Annotated in this window: 18 protein-coding genes; 7 read left to right on the plus strand and 11 right to left on the minus strand. The window is 54.8% G+C overall.

Translation table 11 applies throughout. From position 1 onward, the window contains the following. Window positions 1–272: 272 nt before the first annotated feature. The 5 genes from ABLV11_RS05700 to nirB all read right to left on the minus strand — a co-directional run bounded on the left by ABLV11_RS05700 (window position 273) and on the right by nirB (window position 6,082). Window positions 273–446, minus strand: a complete 174-nt coding sequence (locus ABLV11_RS05700; protein ID WP_016810006.1) for a YhfL family protein — start codon at window positions 444–446, stop codon at window positions 273–275. Window positions 447–677: 231 nt separating this feature from the next. Further along, the gene (gene cysG / locus ABLV11_RS05705; protein WP_004106431.1) at window positions 678–2,051 is read right to left on the minus strand and encodes a siroheme synthase CysG; all 1,374 of its coding nucleotides are present in this window, start codon (window positions 2,049–2,051) and stop codon (window positions 678–680) included. Between the two features lie 214 nt (window positions 2,052–2,265). After that, complete coding sequence (gene nirC, locus ABLV11_RS05710; protein WP_126488130.1) at window positions 2,266–3,078, minus strand: nitrite transporter NirC; 813 nt, start codon at window positions 3,076–3,078, stop codon at window positions 2,266–2,268. Window positions 3,079–3,215: 137 nt separating this feature from the next. Continuing rightward, the gene (gene nirD / locus ABLV11_RS05715) at window positions 3,216–3,542 is read right to left on the minus strand and encodes a nitrite reductase small subunit NirD (protein WP_004106426.1); all 327 of its coding nucleotides are present in this window, start codon (window positions 3,540–3,542) and stop codon (window positions 3,216–3,218) included. Continuing rightward, complete coding sequence (gene nirB / locus ABLV11_RS05720) at window positions 3,539–6,082, minus strand: NADPH-nitrite reductase large subunit (protein WP_023329054.1); 2,544 nt, start codon at window positions 6,080–6,082, stop codon at window positions 3,539–3,541. Before nirB ends, nirD begins: the two co-directional genes overlap by 4 nt. A gap of 240 nt (window positions 6,083–6,322) precedes the next feature. Between nirB and ABLV11_RS05725 the strand changes: the two genes are divergently transcribed. Then, window positions 6,323–7,645: a cytosine deaminase gene (locus tag ABLV11_RS05725; protein ID WP_004106417.1), complete on the plus strand. Its 1,323-nt coding sequence runs from the start codon at window positions 6,323–6,325 to the stop codon at window positions 7,643–7,645. On the opposite strand, the gene tsgA is transcribed toward ABLV11_RS05725, so the two are convergent. Beyond that, the gene (gene tsgA / locus ABLV11_RS05730) at window positions 7,642–8,826 is read right to left on the minus strand and encodes an MFS transporter TsgA (protein ID WP_023329052.1); all 1,185 of its coding nucleotides are present in this window, start codon (window positions 8,824–8,826) and stop codon (window positions 7,642–7,644) included. The two genes, ABLV11_RS05725 and tsgA, sit on opposite strands and share 4 nt — an antisense overlap. A gap of 277 nt (window positions 8,827–9,103) precedes the next feature. Here tsgA and ppiA point away from each other — a divergent pair, with 277 nt between their 5' ends. From ppiA to ABLV11_RS05755, 5 genes are all read left to right on the plus strand, one after another. Further along, window positions 9,104–9,673 (plus strand): peptidylprolyl isomerase A, encoded by a 570-nt coding sequence (ppiA, locus tag ABLV11_RS05735; protein WP_004854889.1) that lies wholly within the window; start codon window positions 9,104–9,106, stop codon window positions 9,671–9,673. Between the two features lie 107 nt (window positions 9,674–9,780). Further along, a complete protein-coding gene (locus ABLV11_RS05740) occupies window positions 9,781–9,948 on the plus strand; it encodes a YhfG family protein (protein WP_004106412.1) in 168 nt (55 codons plus the stop codon). Continuing rightward, window positions 9,938–10,540, plus strand: a complete 603-nt coding sequence (locus tag ABLV11_RS05745; RefSeq protein ID WP_105889277.1) for a putative adenosine monophosphate-protein transferase Fic — start codon at window positions 9,938–9,940, stop codon at window positions 10,538–10,540. The genes ABLV11_RS05740 and ABLV11_RS05745 overlap by 11 nt, the downstream gene beginning before the upstream one ends. A gap of 31 nt (window positions 10,541–10,571) precedes the next feature. Beyond that, window positions 10,572–11,135 (plus strand): aminodeoxychorismate synthase component 2, encoded by a 564-nt coding sequence (gene pabA, locus ABLV11_RS05750; RefSeq protein WP_004115975.1) that lies wholly within the window; start codon window positions 10,572–10,574, stop codon window positions 11,133–11,135. A 90-nt stretch (window positions 11,136–11,225) separates the two neighbouring features. After that, window positions 11,226–12,446, plus strand: a complete 1,221-nt coding sequence (locus ABLV11_RS05755; RefSeq protein ID WP_004106406.1) for an aspartate aminotransferase family protein — start codon at window positions 11,226–11,228, stop codon at window positions 12,444–12,446. Here ABLV11_RS05755 and ABLV11_RS05760 read toward each other — a convergent pair. Together ABLV11_RS05760 and crp are read right to left on the minus strand one after the other, a co-directional pair. Further along, window positions 12,436–14,514 (minus strand): YccS/YhfK family putative transporter, encoded by a 2,079-nt coding sequence (locus tag ABLV11_RS05760; RefSeq protein ID WP_023321704.1) that lies wholly within the window; start codon window positions 14,512–14,514, stop codon window positions 12,436–12,438. The two genes, ABLV11_RS05755 and ABLV11_RS05760, sit on opposite strands and share 11 nt — an antisense overlap. Before the next feature lie 51 nt (window positions 14,515–14,565). Then, window positions 14,566–15,198, minus strand: coding sequence for a cAMP-activated global transcriptional regulator CRP (crp, locus tag ABLV11_RS05765; RefSeq protein WP_000242758.1), 633 nt, complete (start codon window positions 15,196–15,198; stop codon window positions 14,566–14,568). Window positions 15,199–15,502: 304 nt separating this feature from the next. Between crp and ABLV11_RS05770 the strand changes: the two genes are divergently transcribed. Then, window positions 15,503–15,907: an OsmC family protein gene (locus ABLV11_RS05770; RefSeq protein ID WP_126488133.1), complete on the plus strand. Its 405-nt coding sequence runs from the start codon at window positions 15,503–15,505 to the stop codon at window positions 15,905–15,907. A 46-nt stretch (window positions 15,908–15,953) separates the two neighbouring features. Here ABLV11_RS05770 and ABLV11_RS05775 read toward each other — a convergent pair whose 3' ends face one another. The 3 genes from ABLV11_RS05775 to ABLV11_RS05785 are packed head-to-tail and all read right to left on the minus strand — an operon-like array spanning window position 15,954 to window position 18,072. Then, the gene (locus tag ABLV11_RS05775; protein WP_004106399.1) at window positions 15,954–16,823 is read right to left on the minus strand and encodes a phosphoribulokinase; all 870 of its coding nucleotides are present in this window, start codon (window positions 16,821–16,823) and stop codon (window positions 15,954–15,956) included. Window positions 16,824–16,858: 35 nt separating this feature from the next. Continuing rightward, window positions 16,859–17,077 carry a YheU family protein gene (locus ABLV11_RS05780; protein WP_004106398.1) on the minus strand — a complete coding sequence of 73 codons (219 nt, stop codon included), beginning with the start codon at window positions 17,075–17,077 and terminating at the stop codon, window positions 16,859–16,861. Next, window positions 17,074–18,072 carry a hydrolase gene (locus tag ABLV11_RS05785; RefSeq protein ID WP_160886763.1) on the minus strand — a complete coding sequence of 333 codons (999 nt, stop codon included), beginning with the start codon at window positions 18,070–18,072 and terminating at the stop codon, window positions 17,074–17,076. The genes ABLV11_RS05780 and ABLV11_RS05785 overlap by 4 nt, the downstream gene beginning before the upstream one ends. Window positions 18,073–18,109: the final 37 nt, after the last annotated feature.

The following is an 18,109-nucleotide window of genomic DNA, read 5'->3' on the forward strand; positions in this document are numbered from 1 at the left end:
CAGGCCCTGAAAGCCGCTTAATATGAACTGTCCAACTTTATGGGGTCAGTCCACAAAACATCCGGCTTTTTCATTGGTAATCGCTGATGCCATATGATGCAGTGGTTCTGTAAACGCTCTGCATTTATTAGCGAGGAGCACTCGTTGATTGGCCGGAAAGCAGCGAGTCCGAAATGTCATTATTCGTATCGCTCATACACAATCATGACTTTCTTAATTGTACTGGTTTTTAGGCCGCATATAAAAAGGCCGGAATAATCCGGCCTGATATTTTATTTCTGATCTGCTGCGGGTCCACAGCCGCCTATCATCTTGGAAATAGAAATTGCAGGATGAAGGAGATAGTCATAACTGCATGTTTTATTTTTGTTTTCAATGTGGCCGGTGCAGGCAGTGAGCGACGTGAGAACTGCCGCTAATGCAGCGAACCTGAGCATGTTTTTCATAAGATAATCCCTGTTGTATGATATATAATATATTTGACTTTCCATTGCTAATAAGAAACGGCTTTTGAGTCATTTCTTATTTTTGATTTAATAGGATTTTATTTTGGGTGTCAAATTTCCAAGGATTAAATTAACTTAATTGCTTTTTAAGTATTATGGAATATATTTGCGGCAAGATTATGTTGAAAGAAAATATGGCCCAATATTAATGGTAATAGTGGGCCAGGAAGATTAGTGATTTGAGAACCAGTTCAGCTTGTCGCGCAGGCCGACAACGCGACCGACAATAATCAGCGCGGGGCTGGCCATTTGCTTCGCCAGAATATCCAGCTGTTCTAACGTACCGGTGACCACCTTCTGGGTTATCGCCGTGCCGTTCTCAACGATGGCAGCGGGCATATCCGCCGCCATGCCGTGGGCAATCAGTTTTTCCCGGATCGCCGGAGCCTGGTTCAGGCCCATGTAGAACACCAGGGTCTGTTTCTCTACCGCCAGGTTTTCCCAGTCCAGTTCGCCGCCGGTCTTAAGGTGGCCGGTGACCAGGCGCACGCCCTGGGCAAAATCCCGGTGAGTCAGGGGGATGCCGGAGTAGGCGGAACAGCCAGAGGCCGCGGTAATTCCCGGTACTACCGAGAAAGGAATACCCGCATGACACAAAGTTTCCAGCTCTTCGCCGCCGCGACCAAAGATAAACGGATCGCCACCTTTCAGGCGAACAACGCGTTTTCCACCCTGGGCTTCGCGCAGCAGAATCTGGTTAATCTCTTCCTGCGGTACGCAGTGGTAGCCCGAGCGTTTTCCCACGAAGACCCGATCGGCATCGCGGCGCACCAGATTCATGATGTCGTCGGAGACCAGGCGGTCATAAACCACTACATCGGCCTGCTGTATTTGCTGCAGGCCTTTGAGGGTCAGCAGTCCGGCGTCGCCAGGACCTGCGCCTACCAGCACCACTTCGCCGCGATGGTCCAGCGGCTCGGTCAGCAGCTGCTCCGTAGCGTCCGCGACGGCCTGGCGGTCCTCGTTGGCCAGCGACTGCGCCAGCCTGTCGTTAACAAACAGCTTCTCCCAGAAGCGTCGGCGCTCGCCGACGGTGGCAAACTGCTTCTTCACCCTTGAACGCAGCTGACCTGCATAGTGGGCCAACTGGCCTAAATGTAATGGCAGAACCGACTCCAGCTTTTCGCGCAGCAGGCGCGCCAGCACCGGCGAGGTGCCGCCGGAAGAGACGGCAACCATCAGCGGTGAACGGTCGATAATCGACGGCATAATAAAGCTGGCTTGCTGAGGCGCATCGACCACGTTGCAAAATATTCGCCTTTCTTCCGCTGATTCGCTGACCTGTTGATTAACCGCTTCGTTATCGGTAGCAGCGATGGCCAGCCAGCAGTTATCCAGCAGCGCAGGATTAAACTCGCCCTGGACCAGGGTTAGCATGTTTGCATCGGCCCATACCTGGAATTGCGGCACAAAATCCAGGGCATTAACCGTCAATCTGGCGCCAGCGTCCAGTAACAGGCGAGCTTTACGTTCAGCCACATCGCCGCCGCCGACTAACAAACAGTCACGATCGCGTAATTGGCAAAATATAGGCAAATGGTCCACGACATTCCCTCTTAATTATTGGCAGCAGCCTTAGAATCTGGCTATCAGGCTATTTTATTTGTCAGGTTGAACCTGGGCAGTGCTCACACAAAATTCATCGAGTTTTGAACGCCCTTTAGGGCGGCCCGAAGGGTGAGCGTAGCGAATCATCCTCACGTACTACGTGTACGTTCCGGTTGTTTCGCGCTGTCCGCGTTCAACCTGCCTTCACCGATTACGCCTGCTGAGCCAGACTCTCAGTCTCGTTAGTTTTTTCCGGGGCGGGGCGCTCCGATTTCGGCGTAGCATACCAATAACCCAATCCCATAAATACGACACCGGACAAAGTATTGCCGAGTGTTACCCATAACAAATTGTGACCTATTCCCGCAAGGGTATACGCATCGCTGTGATGGCCAAACCAGGAGAGGGCAAAAAGCGTCATGTTGGCGACGGAGTGCTCATAGCCGGACGCGATAAACGCCAGTAGACACCACCAGATGGCGATAAATTTGGCCGTGCCCTCGGTACGAATCGCCATCCAGATCGCCAGACACACCAGCCAGTTACACAGCGCGCCTTTGAAAAAGAGCGCCATCGCGGATTGGCTGGTTTTTGCCAGCGCGACGGTATGCACGAGGCTGCTATCGACCGGCAGCAGGCTGCCGCTACCCCAGCAATACAGCAGCGCCACGAAAACCGAACCCAGCAGATTACCCATCCAGGTCTGGGGCAGAATCGCCCACATCTGACTCTGGCTGATGGTGCCCGCTTTCACGCCCAGCGTAAGGAACATGGTGTGGCCGGTGAACAATTCAGAGCCGGCGATAATCACCAGCGTTAACGCAATGCCAAAGGTGGCGCCCATCACCAGCGGGCGGACCGCAGGATCGAGCAGGTTGCCGAGGGTAAAAATAAGAATGATGCCGAGGCCGACATAGGCTCCCGCCATCATTGAGCTGACCCAGAAGCTGATTGGATTATTGGCCGAAAGGCGCGCAATGCGGGCGGCGTTGGCCGCGCACTTGTTTATTGTGTCCGTAAACATAGGATTTCCTTTAACACCTCATCCTTTGCGCTGCTTCCTGGTTGGCAGCCTTCGCGACGCAGCACAGATGATGTTGTGTCATCAATTGAAGGTAAAAAATTTAAAAAAAGGGAGGCGTTGCGCCTCCCTTAAATTGCTTAACCGCGTAACTGCACGATGCCGTCTTTCACTCGGGCTTCATAGTGCGCTACCGAATGGCTTTCATCTTCCATACACAGGCCGTCACGCAGGCGGAAGCGCTGCTTTTTCAGCGGGCTGGCCACCCACAGCTCGCCCTGATGCTCGGCGATCAGGCCGCGAGAGAGGACGCTGGACTCGAAGAACGGGTCGATATTGCTAATCGCAAACACCTGGTCACCGTGATACGGGCGGAAAATCGCCACTTGTTTATCGCCTAACAGCGCGCAGACGCCGGTTTCCGGCAGGATGTCATCGAGTTTGCAGATATTTTTCCACTGGCTCATGCGTTTTCCTCCACCAGAGTTACCGGGATACGTTCGTACGGCGTGGCCGGGCGATGTTGCTCACGCTCAGGCACGACCTGGACGTTAGGGTCGCGCTTGTCGCTGTTGATAAAGTGTTTGAAGCGTACCTGGGCCGCTGGCGAGTTAACGGTTTCTGTCCACTCGCAGACTACCGCTGCACGCAGGCGAGCCATCTCTTCTTCCAGATGCTCGTTCAGTCCCAGCTTGTCGTCGATGATGACCGACTTCAGATAATCGATGCCGCCTTCCAGGTTATCTAACCACGGTGCGGTACGGGTCAGTTTGTCGGCGGTACGGATATAGAACATCATGAAGCGGTCGAGATATTTCATTAACGTTTCGCGATCCAGATCCGCTGCGAGCAGATCCGCGTGGCGGGGTTTCATACCGCCGTTACCGCAGACGTAAAGGTTCCAGCCTTTCTCCGTGGCGATGATGCCGACGTCTTTACCCTGAGCTTCCGCGCATTCGCGGGTACAGCCCGAGACGCCAAACTTCATTTTGTGCGGCGTACGGATGCCTTTGTAGCGGTTTTCCAGCTCTACGCCGAAGCCGACGCTATCGCCCACGCCGTAGCGGCACCAGGTGCTGCCTACGCAGGTTTTCGCCATTCGCAGCGCCTTAGCGTATGCGTGACCGGTTTCGAAGCCCGCGTCGATCAACTGACGCCAGATTTCCGGCAGATCGTCTTTTTGTGCGCCAAACAGGCCGATACGTTGGGAGCCGGTGATCTTGGTATACAGGTTAAATTCACGAGCGATGCGGCCCACCGCCACCAGCCCTTCCGGGGTGATTTCACCGCCGGCAGAGCGGGGAATAACGGAGTAGGTGCCGTCTTTCTGGATATTGGCCAGGAAGTTGTCGTTGGTATCCTGCAGCGGGGTGTGCTGCGGTTTCAGAATATATTCGTTCCAGCAGGAGGCCAGCAGCGAGCCAACGGTCGGTTTACAAACCTCACAGCCGTAGCCTTTACCGTGTTTTGCCAGCAGCTCTTCAAAGGTTTTGATGCCTTCCACGCGGATGAGGTGGAACAGTTCCTGACGGGAGTACGCAAAGTGCTCGCACAGGTTATTGTTGACTTCGATGCCCTGTTTCGCCAGTTCGGCGTTGAGAACCTGAGTCACCAGCGGGATACAGCCGCCGCAGCCGGTACCGGCTTTGGTTTCTGCTTTCAGCGCCGCCACGGTGTGGCAGCCTTTATTAATAGCGGCAATCAATGCGCCTTTGGTGACGTCAAAGCAGGAGCAAATTTGTGCGCTGTCCGGCAGTTTATCCACGCCAATTGACGGCTTACCGCTGCCCGCGTGCGCCGGGAGGATCAGCGAGTCCGGGTTTTCCGGCAGTTCGATCGCATTGAGCACCAGCTGCAGCAGATTGCCGTAATCGCTGGTGTCGCCCACCAGCACCGCACCGAGCAGAGTTTTATTATCTTCACTCACGATGAGGCGTTTGTAGACCTCTTTGCTTTCGTCGAGGTAAACGTAGCTGCGCGCGCCTGGCGTGCGTCCGTGAGCGTCGCCAATCCCGCCGACGTCAACGCCCAGCAGCTTTAGCTTGGCGCTCAGATCCGCGCCTTCAAAGGCGTTTTCTGTTTTCAGGATATGGTCAACGGTAACCTGGGCCATTTTATAGCCCGGGGCGACCAGGCCATAAACGCGGTTATTCCAGCTGGCACATTCCCCGATGGCGTAGATATCCGGGTCAGAAGTCTGACAGGCGTCATTGATCACAATGCCGCCGCGTGGAGCGACTTCCAGACCGCACTGGGTGGCCAGCTTATCGCGCGGGCGGATACCGGTAGAGAAGACGATGAAGTCAACTTCCAGCTCGCTGCCGTCGGCAAAACGCATGGTTTTACGCGCTTCGCGTCCTTCCTGGACAATCTCTTTGGTATTTTTGCTGGTGTGCACCCGCACGCCCATGCTTTCAATCTTACGGCGCAGCTGTTCGCCGCCCATCTGATCCAGCTGTTCCGCCATCAGCATGGGGGCGAATTCAATGACGTGGGTTTCAACGCCGAGGTTTTTTAGCGCCCCAGCGGCTTCCAGGCCTAACAGACCGCCGCCGACGACGGCGCCGCGCTTGCTGCGACGGGCGCAGGCTTCAATAGCGTTCAGGTCTTCAATAGTGCGATAAACAAAGCAGTCCTGAGTTTCAGAACCTTTTATCGGCGGGATCCACGGATAGGAGCCGGTTGCCATAATCAGCTTGTCATAGAAAACGGTACGGCCTGCGCTGGAGTGGATGACCTTCTCCTGGCGGTTGATGGTAATGGCGCGTTCACCGACCAGTACCTTAACGCCGTGCTTCTCGTAGAAACCTTCCCGTACCAAAGAGAGCTCTTCGGCAGTATGGTGAGAGAAGTAGGAGGAGAGGTGTACGCGGTCGTAGGCGATACGGGGTTCTTCACAGAAGACGGTAATATCGAACAGGCTGGCGTCGGATTTATCAAGAAGGTCCTCAATAAAGCGGTGGCCGACCATACCATTACCAATGATAGCGAGTCTGACTTTGCTCATTTTTGCCTCGATTTCTTTTATATTACCGCCTACCTTAACGATTCAGCCGCGACACTTATTGATGCAAATCAATTACACCTTTACCTACTACTTAAGTGGTATGTTTATGATTTGTCAGTATTTTTATAAGTGACGGAAAACGCTGGCTTTTCCTTTTTGCTTTTTTTATGTACAAAATTAGCAACGGATACCCACGGCGGGTTGAGTAAAATTTCAGCAACAATTACGGGAGTCATCGATATGACAGCAGCGCCGCTTTGGTTAATTGAGAACGTTCGTCTGCCCGATCGCGAAGGGTTATGGCAGATAGCGATAGACAAGGGGCGCTTCGGGGATATCACCCCTATGGGGGAGGCGCGCAAAGAGAATTTTGAAGTGCTGAATGCGCGCGGCGGGCTGGCCATCCCCCCTTTTATTGAACCGCATATTCACCTCGATACGACCCAGACCGCCGGCGAGCCGAACTGGAATCAGTCCGGTACCCTGTTTGAAGGGATTGAGCGATGGGCGGAGCGTAAGGCGCTGTTGAGCCATGAAGACGTGAAAGCCCGCGCCTGGAAGACGTTGAAATGGCAAATTGCCAACGGTATTCAGTTTGTGCGCACCCACGTCGACGTTTCCGATCCGACGCTGACCGCGCTCAAAGCCATGCTGGAGGTGAAGCAGGAAGTCGCGCCGTGGGTAGATTTGCAGATTGTCGCCTTCCCACAAGAGGGGATTTTATCCTATCCCAATGGTGAGGCTCTGCTGGAAGAAGCCCTGCGGCTGGGCGCCGATGTGGTGGGCGCCATCCCGCATTTTGAATTCACTCGCGAATATGGCGTGGAGTCCCTGCACATCGCTTTTCGTCTGGCGAAAAAGTATCAGCGGCCTTTAGATATCCACTGTGATGAAATCGATGATGAACAGTCGCGATTCGTTGAGACCGTGGCGGCCCTGGCGTTAAAAGAGGGGATTGGGCCGAGAGTGACCGCCAGCCATACCACCGCGATGCACTCCTACAATGGCGCTTATACATCACGTCTTTTTCGTTTGCTGAAACTGTCCGGCATTAACTTCGTGGCTAACCCGCTGGTCAATATTCACCTTCAGGGACGGTTTGACGACTATCCGAAACGCCGCGGCATCACGCGCGTGAAGGAGCTGATGGCGGCGGGCATTAACGTCTGCTTTGGCCATGACGATGTCTTTGATCCCTGGTATCCGCTGGGAACCGGCAACATGCTGCAGGTGCTGCACATGGGGCTGCACGTTTGTCAGATGATGGGCTATCAGCAGATTAACGATGGACTCAAGCTGGTGACGGAAAATAGCGCGCGAACGTTTGGCCTGAGCGATTACGGTATTGCGACGGGGAACACGGCGAATCTGGTGATTCTCCCTGCGGAAAACGGGTTTGAGGCTGTGCGTTGTCAGGTTCCGGTTCGTTGGTCAATTCGCCAGGGGAGAGTTATCGCTACCACGCAGCTGGCGCAAACCTGGGTACAGATGGATCGGGGCGGGGAGGAGCTGTTCTTTACCCGAAATAGCCCCTTTGCCGGAACAAAGGGGCCTGAGGCTTAGTGCGATTCCGCTGCCGCGTTGTTCTGGCGGTGGCGGGAGACGAAGCCGAGGATCAGACACATCACAAAGACCACGGCATAGAGGCCGTTAGCGGTATGCAGCGCTGCCAGCGGTCCGCTGGCGGCAACGATAGGGCCGGTAACGACGAAAGTCAGCATGGTACCCACGGTGCCGCAGGTCAGAATGAAGTTCACCAGCTTAGGCGACGACACTTTAGTTTGCAGTGACCCCAGGGTGATGATCGACGTATAGATGGCGCTGGAGAAGAAGCCGAGGGTGAGAATAAACCACGGCATATGCTCCGGCGAACCGTTAATAAACAGATACATCAGCACCGTCGCCACGCCCGCCAGCACGGTCAGGATACGCTGCAGGTCAAAGAAGCGCAGGATGAAGCTGAATGACCACATGCCGATCATGTACGACATCCAGAAATCGCTTACCAGCTTACCCGCATCGCCAAGGCTCATGCCCAGGCCTTTGGCGTATTCCGGTACCCAGGAGATGAACCCCAACTGGCCGAGGATGTAGCACAGGGCGGCGATGGAAAGAAACAGCACGCCGATACCCCATTTTTCTTTCACGACCGGCTGGCTATCCTGCAGGGCTTTTTTGCCCAGGACCGGGAATTCACAGCCGAAGGTCAGAATGAAAATAGCGACGTAGACCAGGCCGATGCAGGCATAAACCCAGTACCATTCGATGCTGCGCGCCAGCAGATAGGCGGCCAGCATCGGGAAGATCATCCCCGCCATGCTGAAGAAGGAGTCGGTGAACAGCAGCCGCGCGCCGCGCTGACGACCTTCGTACATATGGGTAATCAAGAAGGTACCAATCGACATGGTGATCCCGCTGACCAGCCCAAGCACGAACATCGAGGCGGAAAACAGCGCCAGGCTATGGCTGAACATCAAACCGGCGACGGCCAGAACCATCAGGATAAAGCCAAAGCGCAGTTGCGTTTTCAGCGGAACAATCTCCATCAGCCAGGCGTTCAGGAAGATAGAGATCAGGATACCGGCATTAAGAAAGGTAAAGGTGTTGCTCATGCTGGAGACGGGCAGATGAAAATAATCTGCGATGTTTCCCATCACCATCCCGGTGACAATCACCAACGCGCCGGTCAGGGCGTAGGAGAAGAAGCTGATCCATGTGAGCTTGATACGATTGCTGTTAGTCATGACAGGCCTGTGAATAGAAATGTAAAGCGCGTTGACTCTGCGCCGGGCGGACAGATTTTATGCGTTAGCGTGATTCAAGCAAACGTTTATTCTGAAATTTATAGTTTTTTGCAATTGTTAGTGTGATTTGCATCGCATTTGATTATTTGGCGGAGCGCCTGGCCCATCGTTACAAGTGTTTCAGCTAAGTAAAATTAGGTAAAAGGCTAGCCCAGGATGCAAAGGCTCTTTAGAATCAAAGCACTCGGTTTTTATTCTGCTCCGTTAAGGAATTTCCATGCTCAAATCAACTCTCGCGGCGGTGGCTGCCGTTTTCGCCATTTCAGCATTTTCCCCGGCCATGGCGGCAAAGGGGGATCCTCATGTGTTGCTGACCACGTCTGCGGGCAATATTGAGCTTGAGCTGAATAGCCAGAAAGCGCCCATCTCGGTTGATAACTTCCTCAAGTACGTGAACAGCGGTTTTTATAACAACACCACTTTTCACCGCGTGATCCCGGGCTTTATGGTGCAGGGCGGCGGCTTTAACGAACAGATGCAGCAGAAACAGCCTAATCCGCCGATTAAAAATGAAGCCGACAACGGTCTGCGCAACACGCGCGGCACCATCGCCATGGCGCGTACTGCCGATCAGGACAGCGCAACCAGCCAGTTCTTTATCAATATTGCGGATAACGCCTTCCTCGATCATGGCCAGCGTGATTTCGGCTATGCGGTGTTTGGTAAAGTAGTCAAAGGCATGGACGTCGCGGATAAAATTTCTCAGGTGCCGACTCACAACGTTGGGCCGTATCAAAATGTTCCGTCCAAACCTATCGTTATTCTTTCCGCAAAAGTACTGCCGTAATCTTAGTTGCGCGGGTAACGCTCACCCGCGCATTCCCCGCTTCCCTGCGAAATCGCTTTTTGCCGCTTATACTTGTGGCTACTGCGGACATGTCAGGGAGGTGTTAAATGAAAAAGCTCACCGAAAAACAGAAATCCCGACTCTGGGAGGATCGACGAAACGTGAATTTTCAGGCCAGCCGGCGGCTGGAGGGCGTCGATATTCCGCTAATCAACCTTACTCCCGAAGAAGCCCTGGCGCGTATTGCGGCGTTAAGGAGCCACTATGAGCGATAAATTTGGTGAGGGCCGGGATCCTTATCTTTACTCCGGTCTGCAGGTCATGCGTAACCGCTTAGGTATCCGCCAGGCACAGCGCCTTGAGCAGGCGGCGTGGGAGCTGACCGCGCTACGCGCGGCAACCATCGAACTCGGGCCACTGGTGCGCGGCTTGCCTCATCTCTGCGCGATTCATCGCCAGCTCTATCAGGATATTTTCGACTGGGCGGGACAACTGCGTGAAGTGGATATCTATCAGGGCGACACCCGTTTCTGCCATTTCGCCTATATCGAAAAAGAGGGGAACACGCTCTTTCAGGCCCTGGAAGAGGAAGGCTATCTGGTGGGGCTTGCTCAGGATAAATTCATTGAACGTCTCGCTCATTACTACTGCGAAATTAACGTCCTGCATCCTTTCCGAATCGGCAACGGCCTGGCGCAACGCATTTTCTTTGAACAACTGGCTATTCATGCTGGCTATACGCTGGACTGGCGTGATATTGCCGTCGATGTATGGAACCAGGCCAACCAGAGTGGCGCAATGGGCGACCTTTCTCCACTGCGGACGATATTTCGCAAAGTGGTAAGCGAAGCGACGGAAACTGAGTAGAATAGCGCGGTTCTTTGTTCCCGGAGCCGCTATGATCCTGCTTATCGATAACTACGATTCTTTTACCTGGAATCTGTACCAGTATTTCTGCGAACTTGGGGCAGAAGTGCAGGTCAGGCGTAATGACGAGCTGACGTTAGCGGAAATTGTTGCGCTGGCGCCCGCGAAAATCGTTATTTCGCCGGGGCCCTGCACGCCGAATGAGTCCGGGATTTCGCTGGCGGTTATTCGCCACTTCTCCGGCAAGACGCCAATCTTAGGCGTTTGCCTGGGCCACCAGGCGATAGCCCAGGTTTTCGGCGCCGCGATCGTGCGGGCGGCCAAAGTCATGCACGGGAAAACGTCCCCCATTAGCCATCGTGGTCAGGGGGTATTTCGTGGCCTCAATAATCCGCTAACCGTGACCCGCTACCACTCCCTGCTGATTGACCCGCTAACGCTGCCTGAATGCTTTGAAGTGACCGCCCGCAGCGAGGAGGGGGAGATTATGGGCATTCGCCACCGCGAATTCGACCTTGAGGGCGTGCAATTTCATCCGGAGAGCATTCTCAGCGAACAGGGCCACCAGCTGCTGGCAAACTTCCTCAATCGGTGATTTGTAGTTGCCATGGTTTGATTTTTTATGCATATTTTGTGATTAGATTATCATAATCACTATCGCATAACGAAGAGGGATGGGCACGACATGGCAACTGAACAACCGGCGATCACCCGCGCGACATTCGATGAGGTTATTTTGCCAATTTATGCACCGGCGGAATTTATTCCGGTGAAGGGCAAAGGAAGCCGGGTATGGGATCAGCAGGGGAAAGAGTACGTTGATTTCGCCGGGGGTATTGCCGTGACTGCGCTCGGACATTGCCATCCGGCGCTGGTGGCGGCACTCCATGAACAGGGTGAAAAGCTGTGGCATACCAGCAACGTTTTTACCAACGAACCGGCCCTGCGCCTGGGGCGTAAGCTGGTTGATGCGACGTTCGCCGATCGCGTCGTGTTTATGAACTCCGGAACCGAAGCCAACGAAACGGCTTTTAAGCTGGCGCGCCACTATACCGTCACTCGCCATAGTCCGTACAAAACCAAAATTATCGCCTTCCATAACGCATTCCACGGTCGATCGCTGTTTACCGTCTCCGTTGGCGGGCAGCCGAAATATTCCGATGGTTTTGGGCCTAAACCGGCCGATATCGTTCACGTGCCGTTTAACGATTTACACGCGGTGAAAGCCGTGATGGACGATCATACCTGCGCGGTGGTGGTCGAGCCGATTCAGGGAGAAGGCGGCGTGACCGCAGCGACGCCGGAATTTCTGCAAGGCTTGCGCGATCTGTGCGACCAGCATCAGGCTTTGCTGGTCTTTGATGAAGTTCAGTGCGGTATGGGGCGCACGGGCTCGCTGTTTGCTTATATGCACTATGGCGTAACGCCGGATATTCTGACCAGCGCTAAGGCGCTGGGCGGCGGTTTCCCTATCAGCGCGATGCTGACCACCCATGACATCGCCAGCGCGTTCCACGCCGGTTCTCATGGTTCGACCTACGGCGGTAACCCCCTGGCCTGCGCGGTGGGCGGAGCGGCGTTCGATCTGATTAACACACCGGAAGTGCTGGACGGCGTCACCGCGAAGCGCGAGCTGTTTGTTGAGCACCTTCAGCAAATTGACGCGCGGTTCGATCTGTTCAGCGATATCCGCGGCATGGGGCTGCTTATCGGCGCCGAGCTTAAGCCGCAGTATCACGGGAAGGCGCGCGATTTCCTCTACGCCGCCGCAGAGGCTGGCGTCATGGTGCTCAATGCCGGACCGGACGTGATGCGCTTTGTACCGTCGCTGGTGATTGATGATAGCGATATTGCTGAAGGCATGACGCGCTTTGCCCAGGCTGTTGAGCGGGTGCTCAGCGCTTAGTGGCGCGCAGCCAGATGCCATGATGCGGACGCTGACGCCATGCCACCGATGAAATAGTGTGCATGGTGTTCAGATGCCCGAGGATGCGCTGCAGATGCTGCTCCATTGTACTGAGCGGGCCGCGAGGAACCTCCGCATCCTGCGCCTCCATGATATTCACATCCCCTGCGCTGCCCGGCCCATCGGAATCCAGCCGCTGCTGGCAGCGCTGGAGCGCAATCTCGCAGGACTCCAGATAACGTTGCGCCAGATCTGGCGTGAGCATATTGTGCTCGCGCGCCAGGGTGGTCATGGCGTTGATATGCTCGACAATAAACTGGCTGTGGGTAACCCAAAGCTTCATATCTTCCAGATAGTGCGAGTTAAAACCGGGTTCCTGCATTGCCTGATTCAGCGAGTTAAACAGCGCGTTATGCGCCTGGTTGACGCGCATTCGCTGATAGGCCAGCGCCGGGGCCTGATGGTCGTCGCTGAGGATCAGCCTGATAGCATCCTGATCGGCTTCCAGCGCATCGTGGGCATTTTTGCGCAGCAGGCCGCTTTGCCATTGCGGCCATAGCCAGACCATACCCCCGAAGGCGATCAGGCAGCCAATCAGCGTATCAATCAGCCTGGCAACGATAAACTGTTCGCCGTTCAGGGTGAGTAGCTGCAGGGTATACACTGCCGTTACCGTAAATCCGACCATCGCCCAGCCGTAGTTCTTGCGGATAATCAGATAGCTTAACAGCGTGATAAAGAGCATCGCGGTCAGCGTATAGCCTTCAGGGACGTGAAAGTGCAGCGTCAGTCCGGCAATGACCAGCCCGGCAATGGTTCCTGCAGCCCGGTGGACGATGCGTACTCGGGTGGCGCCGTAGCCGTTTTGCGTCACGAACAGAACCGTCATCAGGATCCAGTAGGGTTTTGGCAGGTTCAGCGCGCTGCCCATCAGGCTGGCGACGCTCAGCATCACGCTGATACGCGCCGCATTTCGTAAGGCCGGCGACTTAAGCGACAGATAGTTTTTCAGGGCAGGCAGCAGCGGCAGGCGACGGGTTTTATCCGCCATCAGGTTACGCGCGTACAGCGGCCGCTGGGTGCGCAGAACCCGGGCAATACGGCTGAAATGCCAGGCGCAAAACTGCCCGACCGGGTTATCGGGATGCTGCCAGGCGATTTTTTCCAGCGCACCGATCTGTTTATCCATCTGAAAGCGCTGAGGATAACGGTGGTAAAGGAGATCGTCCGCCAGCACCCGCAGGCGGGCGGCAACGGTTTGCGCGTTCCAGCGAATCACCGCTTCCGCATGGCTGCGCTCCACCAGTTTTTGCACCTCTTCCGGCTGATGAAGGCTGACGGAAATATGCTCCTGCAGGTCCAGTCCAACCTGGAATGCGCGCAGCAGGCGTTTATGATCGCTGCGCTGGTTGGCCGCCAACATATGCATCTGCTGATAGCACTGGGTTATCAGATCTACCACCTTTTGCTGTCGATTAAGCAGCGGCGGCAACGATGTTGAGGGGTCCGTATGCTGGGTAAGCAGACTGTATTTGGCCTCGCAATAATTGGCCAGCTCGCGATACAGCAGACTTAAGGATTCGCGCAGCGGCTGTTCGCGCCAAAGCCAGAACCAGATCCAGTTAAAAACGCCATACCATAACGTCCCGAGCGCGTAGATCAGCAGCGGCTCCCAAATCGGCATGTTGCCCGCGAGACTGAGCGTAAATATAGCCGCGATAAGCGAGGCGGGCAGCAGCCTTGCGTGCAGCGAGCTGATTTCGGCAGTGACGCCGAGGATGAGCGCCAGACCCGTGAGGATCAGCGGCAAAGGTATTTCTCGCTGCAGAAGGAGTTGAACGATCAGGCTACTGCCGGCAAACAGGCAGCCGCCGATAATCAGGCGTTTAAAGAAACGCTTATGCGGTGTATCCAGCCCGGCAACGTTGCAGCAGGCGGGAACAAGAGAAAACAGCAGCCCCTGCTGTAGATGACCGAACAGAAGCCCTATCGCAACCGGCAGACACAACACCAGCGTTTGCCGCAGTGCATAGTTGACTTCCGGGTGGTAAATCAGCCTGCGCCACATGAGGGGAAAACAAAAACGGCGTATTGTCAGGCAATACGCCGTTTTACCGACTTAACGGGTACCGTAGACGACGATAGTTTTACCGTGTGCCGAGATCAGATTTTGATCTTCCAGCATTTTCAGGATGCGGCCAACGGTTTCGCGAGAGCATCCGACAATCTGACCGATTTCCTGGCGGGTAATTTTAATTTGCATACCGTCCGGGTGGGTCATCGCATCCGGCTGTTTTGCCAGGTTCAGCAGCGTCTGGGCGATACGGCCAGTCACGTCGAGGAAAGCGAGGTTGCCCACTTTTTCCGACGTAACCTGCAGACGGCGCGCCATCTGCGAAGAGAGACGCATCAGGATATCCGGGTTAACCTGGATCAGCTGACGGAATTTTTTGTAGGAGATTTCGGCCACTTCACATGCGGTTTTCGCACGTACCCAGGCGCTACGCTCCTGACCTTCTTCAAACAGGCCTAATTCACCGATGAAATCGCCCTGGTTGAGGTAAGAGAGGATCATCTCTTTACCTTCTTCATCCTTGATGAGTACAGCCACGGAGCCCTTAACGATGTAGTACAACGTTTCTGCTTTTTCACCCTGGTGGATCAGCGTGCTCTTTGATGGGTACTTATGAATGTGGCAATGAGACAAGAACCATTCAAGGGTAGGGTCTGTTTGCGGTTTGCCAAGCACCATGCGCGGTTATCCTCTGTTATAAGCTATCTCCGGGTGCCGACACTACACGGCATCCGGGCATGCAATCGTATTGAATCCCTATACCTGGGAATCCGGCTGAAAGTGTTCTGCAGCCTGTAATGTGAACTCCTCTGCATACATGCAGTACATCAATGTATTACTGTAGCATCCAGACTGTTTTAGCATAGCTTTCGCCGCATGTCTCCTGGTGTCTCGCTTCAGCATGACCCAAGTCGCCTTCCGTTGCGAGAATTGTTATCTACGCGTAATCTGTCAGGAAAATTACAGCCCTGGAGTTAAATTTATGCAAGCGCGAGTGAAGTGGGTTGAAGGGTTAACCTTCATCGGTGAGTCGGCTTCTGGCCACCAGATTCTGATGGACGGCAATTCCGGGGATAAAGCGCCCAGCCCGATGGAAATGGTGCTGATGGCGGCAGGCGGGTGCAGCGCGATTGACGTGGTTTCCATTTTGCAGAAGGGGCGCCATAACGTCACCAACTGTGAAGTTAAGCTGACCTCGGAGCGTCGCGAAGAGGCGCCGCGTCTGTTTACCCATATCAATCTGCACTTTATCGTGACCGGTAAGGAGTTGAAAGACGCGGCTGTTTCCCGCGCCGTTGACCTGTCGGCGGATAAATACTGCTCGGTGGCGCTGATGCTTGAGAAGGCGGTAAACATTACTCACTCTTATGAAGTGATCGAAGGATAAACGGAACCGACCCCGGTAGGTTATGTTGCCGCCGGGGCGATCGCAGCTAGCTTATTTTCTTGCCTTCCATCAGCCGTTCAACCAGCGGCGCCATAATCAGCTCCATCGCCAGCCCCATTTTTCCGCCCGGTACCACCAGCGTGTTCATATGTGAGATAAACGAACCCTGAAGCATCGCCAGAAGCCACGGAAAATCGATATTTTTCAGGTTGCGGAAATGAATCACCACGAAGCTTTCATCCAGGGAAGGGATGGCTTTGGCTGCAAAGGGATTGGACGTATCCACCGTCGGGACGCGCTGGAAGTTGAGATGGGTGCGCGAAAACTGCGGGGTGATAAAGTTGATGTAGTCCTCCATTGAGCGGACCACCGAGTCCATCACCGCCTCCCGAGAGTGGCCGCGTTCGCTGGTGTCGCGGATAAGCTTCTGGATCCACTCAAGATTGACGATGGGCACCACGCCGACCAGAAGGTCGACATGGTTTGCGACGTTGTGCTGCGGCGTCACGACGCCGCCGTGCAGGCCTTCGTAAAAGAGGACGTCAGTCGGCTCGGGCAGCGGCTGCCAGGGCGTGAAGGTCCCCGGAACCTGGTTCCACGGCACGGCTTCGTCATAGGTATGCAAATACTTGCGCGACTGGCCTTTGCCGCTTAGCCCATACTCAGAAAACGTCTGTTCCAGCAGGCCAAAGTCGTTGGCCTCTGGGCCGAAGTAGCTGATATGTTTGCCCTGATCCCGCGCTTTGCGGATCGCCATGTCCATTTCCGGGCGGGTGTAGCGGTGAAAGCTATCCCCTTCGACTTCAGCGGCATGCAGATTCAGCTGGGCGAAGATTTTGCGGAAAGCGAGGCTGGTGGTTGTGGTACCCGCGCCGCTGGAGCCCGTGACGGCAATCACCGGATGTTTGGCAGACATAACAACTCCCTGGATAAACGATAGTGTGTGCCGCCTTAGCCGTGAAACTGCTTGCGGGGCATGATGTTGACCGTCTCGTGCAGCTCTGACCATACCAGCACGGCCTCTCCGCTTTTTAGCTGCTGTTTTACATCAGAGACTTTATCAACCAGCGAACGTTCATGTTCACCATAATCGGTGCCTTCGCGCAAGACAAAACTTTCGATCAGGCTATCCAGCGTTTCGGGAGCGAGCTCTTGCCAGGGTATGATCATAATTTTCCTCCTAACCAGCGGGTTAGCCAATCCGGAATACGTCTTTCAAGCCACATCTCTGGCTTACGCAAGGTACCGCCGACGAACCCAACGTGCCCGCCGTGCTCCGTCAGCTGATACTCGACATTCGCTGGCAATTGTTCCTGCGGCGGTATCGAGTGATGGTCCATAAAAGGGTCGTCTTTTGCGTGAATAATCAGCGTGGGCTTCGTGATATCGCTTAAGCGCGGCATGGCGCTGCACTGGCGATAATAGTCCAGCGCATCGGCAAAACCGTGGATCCTCGCGGTGATGCTGTCGTCAAATTCGCGGATACGGCGCATGCTTTTTAGCTGACGTAAATCGACGGGCAGAGAGCCAGGATAGGCTTTTAGCTTACGTGCGGCGTTGGCTTTTAGCAGATTAAGCAAATAGCGCTGATAAACCCGTGAGAAACCTTTATCCATATGATAGCTACAGGCTTCCAGCATAAACGGAGCCGAGACGATTACCGCGGCATCGACCGGAATGTCGTCGCCTTCTTTTGCCAGCAGGCAGCCCAGCATATTGCCCCCGAGCGAATAACCTACCGCTGCGGTCGGTGCCGAACCGTATTCGCGCTGGAGCCAGCGCAGAAACCAGGAGCCGTCTTCCGTTTCGCCCGAATGGTAGATGCGGTTATTTCGGTTGGGTTCGCCGCTACAGCCGCGAAAATGCATCACCACGCCCAGCCAGCCGCGCTGCATTGCCGCATGGATAAGTCCGTGTGCGTAAGGGCTGTGCAGGCTGCCCTCCAGGCCATGAAATACCACCAGTCTGGGTTTATGGCGTGCCTGAGAAGGATCTTCACTCCAGGCCAGATCGACAAAGTCGCCATCCGGCAGTTCAAGACGCTGCCAGTGGGGAGTGAAACGGAGTTTGCGACGGATTAGCCGCGGCAACATGGTTTGCAAATGACGATTGCCTACGCCGCGCATCGGATGAAACTGCTGCGAGTCGTTTTCCGGGGGCGTCATTTCTGTAGGAGTGATATCAACCATAGCACCAGAGCAA

This window comes from Klebsiella sp. GW_Kp181, assembly GCF_040062315.1.
GTDB classification, from domain to species: Bacteria; Pseudomonadota; Gammaproteobacteria; order Enterobacterales; family Enterobacteriaceae; genus Klebsiella; species Klebsiella oxytoca.

Bases quoted from the DNA above. Each gene is read 5' to 3' on its own strand.
- nirB (WP_023329054.1), bottom strand. From the start codon at position 6,082: ATGAGCAAAGTCAGACTCGCTATCATTGGTAATGGTATGGTCGGCCAC.
- ABLV11_RS05745 (WP_105889277.1), top strand. From the start codon at position 9,938: ATGAGCGATAAATTTGGTGAGGGCCGGGATCCTTATCTTTACTCCGGT.
- ABLV11_RS05740 (WP_004106412.1), top strand. From the start codon at position 9,781: ATGAAAAAGCTCACCGAAAAACAGAAATCCCGACTCTGGGAGGATCGA.
- ABLV11_RS05775 (WP_004106399.1), bottom strand. From the start codon at position 16,823: ATGTCTGCCAAACATCCGGTGATTGCCGTCACGGGCTCCAGCGGCGCG.
- tsgA (WP_023329052.1), bottom strand. From the start codon at position 8,826: ATGACTAACAGCAATCGTATCAAGCTCACATGGATCAGCTTCTTCTCC.
- pabA (WP_004115975.1), top strand. From the start codon at position 10,572: ATGATCCTGCTTATCGATAACTACGATTCTTTTACCTGGAATCTGTAC.
- ppiA (WP_004854889.1), top strand. From the start codon at position 9,104: ATGCTCAAATCAACTCTCGCGGCGGTGGCTGCCGTTTTCGCCATTTCA.
- ABLV11_RS05755 (WP_004106406.1), top strand. From the start codon at position 11,226: ATGGCAACTGAACAACCGGCGATCACCCGCGCGACATTCGATGAGGTT.
- ABLV11_RS05725 (WP_004106417.1), top strand. From the start codon at position 6,323: ATGACAGCAGCGCCGCTTTGGTTAATTGAGAACGTTCGTCTGCCCGAT.
- ABLV11_RS05760 (WP_023321704.1), bottom strand. From the start codon at position 14,514: ATGTGGCGCAGGCTGATTTACCACCCGGAAGTCAACTATGCACTGCGG.
- crp (WP_000242758.1), bottom strand. From the start codon at position 15,198: ATGGTGCTTGGCAAACCGCAAACAGACCCTACCCTTGAATGGTTCTTG.
- ABLV11_RS05780 (WP_004106398.1), bottom strand. From the start codon at position 17,077: ATGATCATACCCTGGCAAGAGCTCGCTCCCGAAACGCTGGATAGCCTG.
- ABLV11_RS05770 (WP_126488133.1), top strand. From the start codon at position 15,503: ATGCAAGCGCGAGTGAAGTGGGTTGAAGGGTTAACCTTCATCGGTGAG.
- nirC (WP_126488130.1), bottom strand. From the start codon at position 3,078: ATGTTTACGGACACAATAAACAAGTGCGCGGCCAACGCCGCCCGCATT.
- nirD (WP_004106426.1), bottom strand. From the start codon at position 3,542: ATGAGCCAGTGGAAAAATATCTGCAAACTCGATGACATCCTGCCGGAA.
- ABLV11_RS05700 (WP_016810006.1), bottom strand. From the start codon at position 446: ATGAAAAACATGCTCAGGTTCGCTGCATTAGCGGCAGTTCTCACGTCG.
- ABLV11_RS05785 (WP_160886763.1), bottom strand. From the start codon at position 18,072: ATGACGCCCCCGGAAAACGACTCGCAGCAGTTTCATCCGATGCGCGGC.